17 protein-coding genes are annotated in these 13,418 nt (G+C 24.9%); 15 read left to right on the top strand and 2 right to left on the bottom strand.

Annotated features, from left to right (window positions below; genetic code table 11):
* Positions 1-18: 18 nt before the first annotated feature.
* Together LXN10_RS01115 and LXN10_RS01110 are read left to right on the top strand one after the other, a co-directional pair.
* Complete coding sequence (locus LXN10_RS01115; RefSeq protein WP_375724128.1) at positions 19-798, top strand: TIGR02757 family protein; 780 nt, start codon at positions 19-21, stop codon at positions 796-798.
* Between the two features lie 160 nt (positions 799-958).
* Positions 959-2,164, top strand: coding sequence for a tyrosine-type recombinase/integrase (locus LXN10_RS01110; protein ID WP_375724127.1), 1,206 nt, complete (start codon positions 959-961; stop codon positions 2,162-2,164).
* A 162-nt stretch (positions 2,165-2,326) separates the two neighbouring features.
* Here LXN10_RS01110 and LXN10_RS01105 read toward each other — a convergent pair whose 3' ends face one another.
* Positions 2,327-2,932 carry a hypothetical protein gene (locus tag LXN10_RS01105; protein ID WP_375724126.1) on the bottom strand — a complete coding sequence of 202 codons (606 nt, stop codon included), beginning with the start codon at positions 2,930-2,932 and terminating at the stop codon, positions 2,327-2,329.
* A 166-nt stretch (positions 2,933-3,098) separates the two neighbouring features.
* Between LXN10_RS01105 and LXN10_RS01100 the strand changes: the two genes are divergently transcribed.
* Positions 3,099-3,974, top strand: coding sequence for a hypothetical protein (locus tag LXN10_RS01100; protein WP_375724125.1), 876 nt, complete (start codon positions 3,099-3,101; stop codon positions 3,972-3,974).
* A gap of 65 nt (positions 3,975-4,039) precedes the next feature.
* Here the strand turns inward: LXN10_RS01100 and LXN10_RS01095 are convergent, their stop codons facing one another.
* On the bottom strand, positions 4,040-4,237 hold the full coding sequence (locus LXN10_RS01095) for a DNA-binding protein (RefSeq protein ID WP_375724124.1): 198 nt from the start codon (positions 4,235-4,237) through the stop codon (positions 4,040-4,042).
* 152 nt (positions 4,238-4,389) lie between these two features.
* Here LXN10_RS01095 and LXN10_RS01090 point away from each other — a divergent pair, with 152 nt between their 5' ends.
* The 12 genes from LXN10_RS01090 (at position 4,390) to LXN10_RS01035 (ending at position 13,417) form a co-directional block, all read left to right on the top strand.
* Entirely contained in the window at positions 4,390-4,548 is a 159-nt protein-coding gene (locus tag LXN10_RS01090; RefSeq protein ID WP_375724123.1) for a hypothetical protein, read from the top strand.
* Between the two features lie 136 nt (positions 4,549-4,684).
* On the top strand, positions 4,685-5,500 hold the full coding sequence (locus LXN10_RS01085; protein WP_375724122.1) for a DUF932 domain-containing protein: 816 nt from the start codon (positions 4,685-4,687) through the stop codon (positions 5,498-5,500).
* Between the two features lie 10 nt (positions 5,501-5,510).
* Positions 5,511-6,101 carry a siphovirus Gp157 family protein gene (locus LXN10_RS01080; protein ID WP_375724121.1) on the top strand — a complete coding sequence of 197 codons (591 nt, stop codon included), beginning with the start codon at positions 5,511-5,513 and terminating at the stop codon, positions 6,099-6,101.
* A gap of 10 nt (positions 6,102-6,111) precedes the next feature.
* Positions 6,112-6,810, top strand: coding sequence for a Rad52/Rad22 family DNA repair protein (locus LXN10_RS01075; protein ID WP_375724120.1), 699 nt, complete (start codon positions 6,112-6,114; stop codon positions 6,808-6,810).
* A complete protein-coding gene (locus LXN10_RS01070) occupies positions 6,810-7,115 on the top strand; it encodes a DUF2958 domain-containing protein (protein ID WP_375724119.1) in 306 nt (101 codons plus the stop codon). The genes LXN10_RS01075 and LXN10_RS01070 overlap by 1 nt, the downstream gene beginning before the upstream one ends.
* Positions 7,112-7,342, top strand: a complete 231-nt coding sequence (locus LXN10_RS01065) for a DNA-binding protein (RefSeq protein ID WP_375724118.1) — start codon at positions 7,112-7,114, stop codon at positions 7,340-7,342. The genes LXN10_RS01070 and LXN10_RS01065 overlap by 4 nt, the downstream gene beginning before the upstream one ends.
* Positions 7,343-7,700: 358 nt before the next feature.
* Complete coding sequence (locus LXN10_RS01060) at positions 7,701-8,315, top strand: YagK/YfjJ domain-containing protein (RefSeq protein ID WP_375724117.1); 615 nt, start codon at positions 7,701-7,703, stop codon at positions 8,313-8,315.
* A 93-nt stretch (positions 8,316-8,408) separates the two neighbouring features.
* A complete protein-coding gene (locus LXN10_RS01055; protein WP_375724116.1) occupies positions 8,409-9,056 on the top strand; it encodes a hypothetical protein in 648 nt (215 codons plus the stop codon).
* Between the two features lie 312 nt (positions 9,057-9,368).
* Complete coding sequence (locus LXN10_RS01050) at positions 9,369-10,340, top strand: hypothetical protein (RefSeq protein WP_375724115.1); 972 nt, start codon at positions 9,369-9,371, stop codon at positions 10,338-10,340.
* Between the two features lie 8 nt (positions 10,341-10,348).
* Positions 10,349-10,750, top strand: a complete 402-nt coding sequence (locus tag LXN10_RS01045; RefSeq protein WP_375724114.1) for a hypothetical protein — start codon at positions 10,349-10,351, stop codon at positions 10,748-10,750.
* Positions 10,751-10,770: 20 nt separating this feature from the next.
* On the top strand, positions 10,771-11,685 hold the full coding sequence (locus tag LXN10_RS01040) for a hypothetical protein (RefSeq protein WP_375724113.1): 915 nt from the start codon (positions 10,771-10,773) through the stop codon (positions 11,683-11,685).
* 10 nt (positions 11,686-11,695) lie between these two features.
* Positions 11,696-13,417 (top strand): hypothetical protein, encoded by a 1,722-nt coding sequence (locus LXN10_RS01035; protein WP_375724112.1) that lies wholly within the window; start codon positions 11,696-11,698, stop codon positions 13,415-13,417.
* The last annotated feature ends 1 nt before the right edge of the window (position 13,418 follow it).

Here is a 13,418-nt window from a genome sequence, read left to right as displayed (position 1 = left end):
TTACTTCCAAAGATGCCTATGAACAAAAAAGATATAGAACTAAAAAACTTATTAGATATAGAAGTTACTAATAGAAATAATGAGTGTGAATTAACACTAGAGCGACCAGACCCACTATTTATAGCAAAAAGACACAATGACGAATACATCTCACTTATTTGTGCACTATTTGCCTATGGAAAAGCATCTTTGATAATAAAGTTTTTAGATAGTTTGGATTTTTCACTTTTGAATAAAGATGAACAGAGTATTAGAAAAAGTTTTGGAAAACACTATTATAGATTTCAAAATAGCAAAGATATCCAAGAGTTTTTCATAGCATTATCAAGACTAAAAAAACAAACAACTCTAAATGAACTATTTGTGGAGAAATATAAAATAAATAATAATGTCTGTGAAGGAATAGATAATATAATAAGTAAAATAAATGAAATAAATCCCCATACTTCCCAAGGTTACAAATTTTTACTTGGTTCAAATTTTAAAAGAGATAAACAAAACAGTATAAAACAAGTAGGAAATGCAGCATACAAAAGATGGTTTATGTATTTAAGATGGATGGTTCGAAAAGATAATTTAGATATGGGATTATGGCAAGGTGTATCAAGTGAAGACTTACTAATGCCACTAGATACTCATACTTTCAATGTATCAAATAAACTTGGACTTATAAGTAGAAAAAATTGTGATTTGTATGCTTCATATTTATTAACTACAAAACTAAAGCAGTTTGATAAAAATGACCCTATAAAGTATGACTTTGCGCTTTATAGAATTGGACAAGAGAAAATACTATAATTAATTACATTCCCTTTTTATAGCCTTTTAAATAGTCACTATAAGAATTTTTGAAACTACATTAGGTTACAATTACTTATAAAAATTTACAAAAAAGTACACCTATAAGTACACCAAAAAGTACACCTTAATTTTAGAATTACTTTTAAAAGGTAAAAAAATGAATAAATATATTGGCATAGAAATAGTTAATAAGGATTGCAAAGGAATGTTTTTAGAATGTGATGCAGAGTTGGATAAAATTACATCTATACAAGAAGCAAATAAATTAATTGGTAAAAAATTCAAAATACAATTAAGAACTAGAGTTGAAGGTAAAAGAGGAAAAAAGATCTTTACTTTTGAAAGTAAAAAGATAACATTTTTGAAAGCTATAGAGTATGTATCAAGCAAAAGAGTAGAAGTTCGAGAAACCTTAAAAACCAAAGGGACTTTAAGAGAAAAAAGAGTTGAGAATGTAAGTATTAATTTAGAAGAAGGGGAAACTTTTTTAGATAAGGTTGAAACTTTTTTAGAGACCAAAACAATATCTGCAAGACCTTCAACAATTCAAAACTATTTAACTGCATTAAATTTACATTCAAAACCATTACACAATAAGTCTATTGAAAATATTGCAATACATGATGTTCAAAAAATTATAAATAGTTTACTCTCAAGTAGAGCACCTGCAACTGTAATTTTATATGTTAGAACATTGAGAGCCTTTCTTTCAAAATATAAAGCATCTATTATTAGTGAATGGGAAGAACTATCTTTGCCATATGTTGATAATAAGGTAGATTATACATTAACTTTAGCAGATACAAAAAAAATTATATATGCAATGAAAAACTACAGTGGTACTGATGTTGAGGGTGAAGTTTTTTATCAGTTTGAAGAAATAAAAAATATATTTACATTTTTACTTACAGGTAGAAGGATAAATGAAGTATTGCAGCTAAAATATAGTGATATTAATTTTGAAGATAATACTTTTAAAGTACCTGCTTCAACGGCAAAAGGTAAAAAAGAGTTAGTCTTTAACCTTGATAAGTATTTATTAGAAGCAATTAAAAGTCAAGCAAGATTGAATAATATAGATTTATCAAAAACTTTAACGGATAAAAAGCTCTTTAAATATACAAAAGAAACACCACGAGTACACTTTCAAAATCTACTTAAAGCTATGGGTTTACCAAAACTAAGACTACATGATATAAGGCATATGTTAGCTACAACTCTTGTACAGAATAAAGTACCAATTGCAGATATTAGTGTATTGTTAGGTCATAGTAGTATTGCAATTACAGAAGCAAGATATGCAAATAAAAGTAAAGATCAAGCGAGTAGGGCACTTAGTTCATTTAATGATATTATAGGTTAAGTAGTTTAATAGAGCTATATAGTTCTAAATCTTAAGATTTGTCATTCCTAAATATATTTATTAAAATGAAGATTAAAGTATAGGATTGCTTAGCTGAAAATTACTATATTGATAAGTTGAATAAATATTTAGAGAGTATTTTCTAAAAAATAATCTTATCTATTACATGAGTATTTTAAAGGATGACTGATCTTCACTTTTTTTTGTTTTTATTTTAACTTTTTTAATGTATTGTCCAAGAGCTTGAGAGGTTATGTCTTTTAGTTCGGGATCTTTTTCTTTTAACATATTTAGAATTTGTACTTTTGTAGTATTTTTAGATAATTCACTAAAAATTATTTTCTTATGTTTATCAAAAATCGACTTTGTTTTTTTTCCTTTCTTTTTTCCTGCTCTTTTCATTTTTTTATGTAAAGTGATTGTAGTTTTATAAAGCCTATTATCAATATTCTTTTTTTCATGATTAAGTAAATCTATCAATACATTGTATGTCAAAAAGTTTAATTTTGAATCACTATATTTATCTTTGTATGTATGAATATTAATATTTTTAAAATGTAATTTAAAAAAGATATTTAGTATTTGATATGTAGTACTTCCAAATGAGCATAAACTATCAATATATAGCGTTGAATTTTCTTTAAGATTTTTTAAAGAGGTTATATATTCTATATCATTGATTTTATAATTGATATAATTTTTAATTTCTCTTTTTTTTTCTTCTTGCTCTTTTTCTGTTCTTGCTTTAATATATCCATAAAACTTCATTTTAATTCCTACTTATATAAAGGCATATAATATACTATAGTAAATTATAATTAAATTAATTTAACTTTCATTAAAATTAATATAACTAGTTAAAACCAGTTATATTAATTTTATTAGAAATAATGTATAATTAAAAAGTGTTTATAATTTATTAAGGAATTAGAGAATGGAAGAAAATGAATTAAAAAATTGGTTTGATAATTTAAAGAATAAAATAAAAAATAAAACTACAATTTTTTTAAATATATCAAATAATGATGTTAGTGAAAGCATCTTTAATGATTTTAAATTAAAAATTAATGGAATTAATAAAATACATTATTCAAATGGAAATATGAAAACTTTAAGTGAAAATACAATAATTTTAAAAAGTTCTATAAATCATATTAATACGAATTTTTCTTTTATAGAGAATAAAAGATTTCTTTCTGAACTTTTTAAAAATCCAATTATTATTATAAATGATAATATTTCAATAAGAGAATTTATTAACATATTAATAAATTTTCAGGAAAATGAAACTATAGAATATTTCGGTGAAAAAATTAAATATTATGTATTAGAAAAAAAAGATTTTGAAATGTTAATTCGGATAGATAAAAATGAACTTATTTCTCTTATAGAAAAAGAGCATAAATATTTAATTGAAATATTTTCTGATTTACCTATACTAAATACAGAAAATCTTAACATGCAAAAAGAAATTTTAGATAAACACAATGTATTATCTGCAAACTTTGCAAATTATCTATATAAATTTGCTTATTTCGATTTTGCTGCTAGTAGTACAAAAATTGGTAGGAATGTTAGACAAATATTTGGAATAAAAAGTAAAACAATTAACAATATTCGCATATTTGATTCTATGTCTCTACAAGCTAAACCTTTTAAAGGCTATGACTTAAAGACAGATAAGTATTTAGATATAAAGAAAAAAATAGCACAAAAATTAATAAGAATGAAAAATATTAAGAAATTAGATACATTTGAAATTGCAAAAATTACGGAACTTCCAATAAAAGAAATTAAAAAACTTTATTAAAACTAAAATACAGTACCTAAAAGGGTGGGAGAATTACTCCAACCCCTTTTTTATTCCCATTTAGATTAAATAGTATTTCTCTCAAGATAATCAATCAAAACACTTCTACTTAAATGTATCTTCTTCCCTATTTTTACAACTTCAAGTTCTCTATTTAATATTAACTTCTTAGCCATGTCAACTTTTATAATCTTCATATCTTCTACTTGTCTAAGATTAAATAGTACTCCTTGAGGGATTAATTTATCATAATCAGTTTTCATTTTAAACTCCAGTTTTAATTTTTCAATTAAGTGGATGCTCACTATTTTTTTATGCAAAATTTTTTATTTCCAATTCTTTTCATTTTCATATTATTAACAAGATAAGAGATTAGAGGTTCAAAAAAACAAAATTAGTCTAAAAGGAGATAAACATGATTATTGATATTGAAGTCATACATTCAAAACCTCAAGAGATAATAAAAAAACTACTAGAAGGTAAATGTAAAAGGATAGGTGATGAATTAAATCAAATGAAAATAAATTTAAGATCTGTAAATAATTTAGATTTTCAGCCACTGGAAGGAGCATAAATGATACCTCCAAATGTATTATTAACAATAGTTATTGCAACAGCAACAATAATTAAAGAATCATTAGATAATGATGATAAATAACTTTTGAACTAACTAAACTCTTAGAAGATAAAAAATAATAAAAGGAAAACCTATGTCAGTAAAACCATTAAACAATGAACAATTAAAAGTTCTAGCACCATCAATTTTTAGTGAAACACCAATTGAGGGTGTTTCATCTCGTTATGCCTTTGTGCCAACACATTCTGTACTTGATACTTTTAAGGAAGCTGGATATTATCCAATCCTTGCAAGTGAAAGTAAAGTAAGAGATAATGATAACCAAGGCTACCAAAAGCATATAATCCAATTTAGAAGCTTAGATAATTTACTTCGCCCAGAAGCAAGTGAAGAGTATGCAGATATAGTTCTAACAAACTCTCATAATAGAACATCATCTTTTATAGTTGATTTAGCTTTCTTTAGACTTGTGTGTGAAAATATGCTTGTGATTCCATCACATACTTTTTCTCATCATTCTATTGTTCATGCAGGATTCAATTTAAATAAAGTACATAAGGCAATAACTGAAGTCTCTTCATATATGCCAAAGATGAAAGATGAGATTGAAAAATTTAAATCTATAAACCTAACTAGCTTAGAGCAATACTCACTTGCAAATGCAGTTATAGATATAAGATTTGATAGAGATGTCCATGAAATTAATCCAAAAGAGTTTTTAAAGATTAATAGAGTTGAAGATGAAACTCCTACTTTGTGGAATGTAATGAATAGAGTTCAAGAAGCAATGATTAGAGGAGGAGTTAAAGGTAAAAATAAACAAACAAATAAATCTTTTACTTCTAAAGCTATTACTGCAATTGATGCAAATCTAAAATTAAATAAAGAACTATTTACAACAGTTCAAAAGATGGCAGATTTAAAAATGCCATATTTAATGGCTGCATAAGGAGTAAATGATGAAATTAGTAAATTATCAACTCCAAACACAAATTGAGTATTTATCAGAAGATAAATCAAATTCCCACTTTAAAGAGTATATTCAAAACATACTAGAAGATACAAGTAAGCCTTATTATCAAAGATGTGATTATGTAGGCTTATCTTTAAATGAATTAAAACTAAAGATTGATTCTTTAGGAAAAGATATTCAAGAACTTCAAGCTTTAAAGAAAAAGCTTTCCTCTTCTCTTGAACTCGCAAAAGAACTTACAGCAGAGGTTTTAATCAATAATGGTATTGATAGAATTGATGGAACTATTATCTCTTCCCTTACTCTTACAAAACTAATTCAAACCACAAAAGAGACCATAACAGTAAAAGATGACAATGCTGTTATGGGATTAGGATATGTGAAGTTTAGTGTAGATGAAGAAGCAATTCAAAAAGCTATTAAAACTAAAGAGGGACTAGAGGAGTTAAAAGAGTATATAAATATAAATACTCTTACAACAACTACTCTTCCTAAAGTAAAAGTTAATACAAAAAGAAACTCTAACAATGAAGAACAAACTAATGAAATCTTAATCATTGAAAAACAAGCAGCATAAGGAGCATATTATGTTTAATGATAATCAAACAAAATCTTTAGAAAATGAACTAGATAGTTCAAGAATTAAAACAAGAGAAAAAGGAAACATCAATCTCTCATACTTAGAGGGATTTGATGTAATAGAAACAGCAAATAAAATATTTGGATATGGGAATTGGTCTTATGATATTTCAAAACTAGAACAAGTATCACAAGAGACAAACCAAAACCAAAACTTTGTAGTTTGTTATAAAGCTGTAGTAAAAGTAACTGTACAAAACAATGACCACTCTAAAGCTATTAATAGAGAAGATGTAGGCTTTGGAACAGGCATTGCCAAGACTTTAGCTGATTCACATGAAAACAGTGCAAAAGAAGCTATTACAGATGCTTTAAAAAGAACTCTAAGAAGCTTTGGTAATCAGTTTGGAAATTCTTTGTATGATAAAACAAGAAAACATAACAATACTACTAATCCTCAAAAATCTCAATCTTCACAAAATAAAATAGTTGAGAAACAAAACAATCCTAAAACTCAACAATCCTTTGACCAATATGAGTATCAATCCCTTTATAACTTAGGATTAAAGATAATTGAACAAAATGGTTTTTTACTTGTTGTAGGTGATGATATTTTCTCTAAGAAAGATAGTATTAAAGCTTGTGGCTTTAGATGGGATGGTAATGGTAAGCAGTGGTATAAACAAATTGATCAAGGAGCTGCTTAATGAGTAAATTAATTTCAGAAACACTATTAAAGGATATTCCAGATTTGTATGAAACAGAAAGAGCCTTAAATCCCATGTGTCAAGTGAAACTCTTTACGCCTGATAGCCAATGGACTTGGTATATAATAGAAATCTCAAAGGAAGATAAAACAACTTGTTATGGTTATGTAAAAGGATTAGAGTGTGAGCTTGGTTATTTCTCTTTACAAGAATTAGAAGCCATTAAAGGACCACTTGGTTTACCAATCGAAAGAGATTTGTTCTTTGAACCTACGGCTTTATCTAAAATAAAGGAGCAAAAATGACTTCTGTATATGATGAACTAATTCCTAAAAAAGTTTTATTTTCAATAAAAGAAATAGAAGATATTGGAGCAATCAAAACCAATATGTGTAAAAAACTTATCTATCAAAATGAATTAGAAATTGTAAAAATTGGTAGGAAGAATTATATTTCAAGAAACGAACTTATTAGATATCTTGAGTCCAATACTGTTCCTCTTTTAAATTCTAATAATAAAAAAATTGCCTAAAGCTACTTTTGTAGTTTTAGGTTTTATAGAAATTTATTTATATTTTTTATTTTATAACTTTGTATATTACTCTTAAAAGTAAAAAGTGTATAAAGCTTGTAAAACTAAACTTTGTATATACAGTTAAATACGGATTTTTCTAACTATATATTTTAGGTTATTAATATTATTAATTAATATACTTATACATACTATCTATCTTTAATAGCAATAAATAATACATAGTAGAATAGTTGTTATCTATATTATATAAACATACTAATACTTGTACTCTAATCTTCTCTACTATAAATATTAATATTATAAAAATATATTTCTGTATACATTTAATTGAAATAAATTAAATAAGGAAATAGAAATGAAAAATAAGAAATATAATAATAGTCAATTAGAAGGTATTAAAAAATATATTGATATGATGAGTGAAAATTATTCAAAACTAAATATAGTAAGATTGGATTTAAGTTACAAGAAACTATACATCAATGAAATAACACTAGAAGATGCAAACAAAGAACTTAAACGAATGATTAATAATATGCGATCTAAACCATCTATTTTTAGGGATAAAATAGGATATATTATTAAAAAAGAATACACGAAAGATAAGGGAATCCATTTCCACATTATTTTTATCTATGATGGGCAGAAAACAAAAAATAGTGCTTTTAAAGCAGAACAGATTGGTCAATATTGGGAACAACTTACAAATGGAAAGGGAAGCTTTCATAACTGTCATCGTAATAATTATAAACATAATAGTATAGGTATACTTAACTATAAAGATACAGAGAAAAGAAAAATATTAGATGAATATGTAATATCATATTTATGCAAAAATGAGCAAAATATTGAATCTATTAAGGAGAATAAAAAAGATAGAGCTTTTACTCGTGGTACTATTCCTAAAGATAAAACTAATAGAGGAAGACCTAGAAATCAAAAGATAATTTTGAATATTGATAAATTATAAAAATGAAAAATATTTTAATTCTATTATAAAAAACGACATAACCTGTCTAAGACTATAGTTAAACTTCTTTTATAAAACAAAAAAGGAGTTATTATGTTAGCAAGACTTATTATTGGCAGTATTGCATTAGCTGCAACAGGTTATGGTGTGAAAAAATATGTTGAGGAGAATGACAGAGAAAAAGTATTAGAAGATACGGCTACAAGCTTTTTTGACTGGGGTGATAAAATTGGACAAAAAATAGGTGATTTTGGTGATAGTCTATTTCTTGGTAATGAAAAGGATGTAAAACCAAAAGATGTAGAAGAAGAATTCAATGTAATTCATAAAGGTTTTTATGCAGAAATGATTCCACTCTTTTTAGAAGTATATGAAAAACTACAAAATCTACCTAATTCAGATATGTATAGTACTTATAAACTGCAACTAAAAGTTGAAAACAATGTTTTAGATATCAAGGATGAATCAAAAGATGAACTAGATAAATATGTTGTTAAATTTTCAAAAGGAATTTGTGCAGTTTGCATAGAACTTAAAGAAATTAAATCATTGCAAAAAGAGAATTGTGATTTTAATCATTTTTCAAAAACTACAAAAAGAAAAATTGAAGATACTCATGTTTTAATGGATGAGCTTACGAAAGTATATAATTTAAAAGTTATCAATGAAAAAGGTGAGTTAGAAGAAGAGTATAAAAATAAACTAGATTATGTTGAGAGTATTGCAGATAAGATAATTTAAATGTGTATAAAATATTAATTAATAATTATATATCTATTTAATTATAGTAAATAAAATAAATAATATATTATAATAATATTTATTTTGTTGTAATTCTATGATAAATATAAAATATTGCTAAATGCTTATTTAGTTATAACTTCAAAGATTGAACAAAAATATGGTAGGTATTGTTGATATGTTATTAGGAATTATTGCAATTTGTGCAATATTTCTTATGATAAGGTTAATACCTAAGAAACTGTATCTTTTTAAATTATTTTGTAGTGAAGAATAGAATTATTATAATGAAAAAACAATAAAAGGTAAAAAATGAGTATTACATTAATTTTGGCAATAATAGTTGCAATTACAGCTATTGTTTTAGTTACTCTACTCGTAGGGTTAAAAAAAATATTTGATAGATTAGAATATTTTGATGTGGAGTTGAAACAAAGAGATAATGCACTATTAGAGTATCAAGATTTAATGAAAACTTTGTTTGAAAATAAAAATAATGAATTAAAGGCTGAATTATCAAATAAAATTAGACAAATTTTAGAAAATAGTCAAATTAAATTTGATGAATTATCTACATTATTTCAAAAAAACAGCAAATTATTAGAGAACGAATTACAATTAAATTTTAAAAGTATTCATAATAGCAGTGAGAAACAGTCTAATAACCTTATTGAAACTATTACTAAGTATAGTGAAAATATTTTGACTCAAAATAATGAGTTAAATAAATTATCAAAAGAAATATTAACAAATTCATTTGAAAGTATTTCCAATCAAATAATTGAAAGTTCAAATACCACAACAAAAAGTATTAATAAATATTTAGAAATTCAAGATAAGAATACGATTAATATTCAAACTAAACTTGATAATAGTTTCTCAAGTATTCTTCAATTGGTTAATAATTTAAGATTAGATAATTTGATCAATGTTTCTAATGAAATAGGAAAATATAAAGAAGGTATCTTTGAAGATGAACATTTTTTACAAGAAGTTGGACATTGTAGAGTTATAAGACTTACCGATAAAGTTAGTGGTAATATTACTAATGTCCATTATAATGAGAATGGAGAAAAGTCTTATACTGAAACATACTCTAGCGATTTTTTAATATATAAAATGAATTATCAATCTGGAAAGTTGATAAGTGGTGTTGAATTCAATAATAATGGTGATATATTATTTGAATATTTTTATGATGATGCAGAAGAAGTTAAGAAGAAAATAGAGTATATATATGATCAGAATTTTAATTTAAAAGAACAAAAAAAGATTAATTATTAGGAAAAAGAATGTATTTAGATTTATTAAATAAAGATGAACAGAAAGATTTTTTAGAGCTTGCACGATATTCAATGGGGCTTAATGGAGAATATAAAGAAGAAGAAGAAGAAGTTTTATTAGGGTACAAAAATGAATGTCAGTTAGTTGATTATACAGCATTTAGACAAGATGAAATTAAAAATATAATTAAAAATTTAATTGCTTCAAGTAAGAAAGTAAAAAAAATTATAATAGTTGAGCTTTTCGGAATACTTTTAGCAGATGGAGAAGTGTGTGACAAAGAATCTGAATTTATAAATATGTTATCAAATGAGTTTAGAGTTAAAGAGTATGAAGTTAGTAGAATACGGAGATGGGTTGAGGCTATGAATGATATTGTTCAAGAGGGCTATGAATTAATTTCTAGATAAGTAAAATAAAAGGATTTATGATGGGAGTTTGGGGAGCAATTAAAAATATAGTTAAAAAAGTAAGTAATATTGCAAAGGACGCATTTGACTATGTTAAAGAAAAATCATCAAAAGCATGGAATGGTGTTAATGGAAAATCTACTTTTAATGAAGCTGAAATACTGCTTGCAGAAATTACAGATAGGTATGATAAAGCTAAGTTTGATTATGACAAAAATATGAAAAAGTTTAATAAAGAACTTGAAAAAAGAATTGACACTATTAATTATCATAAAACAGACATATATGAAAAATACTTTAAAAGATTTATATCTTTAGGAAACAGACTTCATAATATAAGTATTAAAGGAAAAAGTTTTTTAGAATATTTCGATAATTCTATTACAGAAGTCAAAAAACTTGAGGGTGTAAGAGATAAAAAAGAACTCTATTTAATAGATTTTAATAATCTTAGTTTTAAAGAAGTAGGACTAGGTATTATTACTCTCGGATTCTTTACAAGAAAAAAAGCTAAACAAACATTAATAAAAATCCAAGAAGAAGAATCAAGAATAAATGCAGAGATTGAAAAAATGCAATCTCAATTAACAAAAGTTAAAGTGATATTAGAGTCTATTGAAAATGTAGCATTATATTTTGACCAGTTAGTTTTAAGTTATTCAAAAATACTTGATAGATTTGAGTATGGTATTTCTTCTCAAATACAAAAAATTATTTTAAGAGGTGGAAAACTAGAAAATGGAAAATTAAATTTTAAACTTATGCCAATAGTTCATATTGAAGAATTTAGTACACTATTTAATCTTTCTATTGTTTTAAAACAAATGGCAAGTATGGGTTACTTAAATCAAGATGGAGAGATTGAAGATAATGATATTAAAGCTGTAAATGATATTAAGTTTAAAATAGAACAAAATGAGATATTAGCATCTTAAAAGGAAAATTATGACTACAAATGAAGAACTAGATGAAAACACTAAAAAACTTGTAGGTAAAACTTTATCTTTTGAAGAGCTACAAAAAAATCTAAATAACACTTCTCCTCTTCAAATGAGTAAAAAACTTATTGAAATAGAAATTTATGACCAGCAATCATCTTTAGAAGTGATGGATAAAATTTATGAAGAGTTTGAAAGTGGTCAAAATGTAATAAATGAATTAGTTAATCCAATGTTATTAGGTATTGCTGATGGACTAGTAAAACATCCTAAATTAAATGGATCATTTAGAAAAAGTAATATTACTCCATCAAGACTTGTTAATGAAGTAAATAACTTTAGATATGAAGAATGTACAGAAAAAGACATTGATGATGATGTCTTTTTAACTCAAGCAGAAAAGACATATTATAATAATGAAAAAAAAGGTATGTCCAAAGATGGAAAAGAATATAATAAATACTTCCATAGAAATAGTTATTATGATACAAAAAAAAGAGAACAAACACAAGCAGAAAAAGGCTTAAGTGATGATGACATAAAAGGTATGGATATGGATCATGTTAATCCTATTAATCATATACGAAAAAAATATCAGAATAATCCTTATCTGTATAGAGATGACCTACCTAAGTTGATTGGGATGGGAGAAAATGAAAACTATGAAAATTCTTCGTTAAATAGATCAAAAAATGATGATACTTGGAGTGAATATATAAATAAAAAGTTAGATTATAAAAAGCCTCAAGGGCATGATAAAAATGGGAATATTCTTGATGATAAAGGAAGTATAATACTAACGAAAGAAGAACAAGAAAAGAAGCTAAAACTTGAAAAAAAGGCAACAGAAGCTCAGAATAAAGAAGCTAGAAAAATTATGGCAAAAAATATAGGCTTAAAAGGTTTAGGTGATGCTATTATTTTATTATTAAAACCAATATGGTTTGAAATAAAAGATATTTTTAAAAATGGAATTTTGTATGGATTTGATACAGATGATAAAATTGAAGCTTTTATTTTAAGAATAAAAAGAGCTGGAAAATATATTAAAGATAATGCGTTAAAAACCTTAGTTGGTTCATTAAAAGAAGTTTTTGATAATTTTATACCAATGTTATTAGAAAATATTTTAAAATCATTTTTAGGTATGTTTAAGAAGTTTATTGAAATTGTTACACAAGGTTTTATGTCTATAAAAGAAGCATTTAAAATTATGATGAAATCTTCTAAAGAAATGAGTCCTGCACAAAAGGCAGATGCAATTACAAAAATTATTGCTACTGCTGTTGTGCCAATTTTAATGTTTACATTTGAAGAAAGTATTTTTAGCTTTTTAAAAGGAACACCTTTTGACTTTTTGAAAGATGTAGCTATGATTATTCTTTCTGGACTTACAACAACAATATTTGTGTGGTTATTAGATCAAATTGATTTATTTTCTGTAAAAGATGAAAAAAGATTATCAAGAGTAAAAGAAATATTTCAACTAAGAATAGAAAATATCAAAAATAATACAGATATTTTTGAAAAAGAATCTATTGAGATATTAGCAAAACAAAAACTTTGTTTCACAAAAATAATTGAAGATATGAATGAATCGATTGATAATAATTTAAATATTAACGATTCTGTATATAAAATGGCTGATTTTACGAATATTGACTTAAAAGTTAAATCGACAGATGATTTTTTATTTTTACTAAATAATAATGAAAAATTAGTAATATAAA

It is taken from the genome of Arcobacter iocasae, assembly GCF_042214795.1.
Lineage (GTDB): Bacteria > Campylobacterota > Campylobacteria > Campylobacterales > Arcobacteraceae > Arcobacter > Arcobacter iocasae.
The sequence above is the reverse complement of the archived record's forward strand: the minus strand, read 5'-3'. Positions and strand labels throughout refer to the sequence as shown.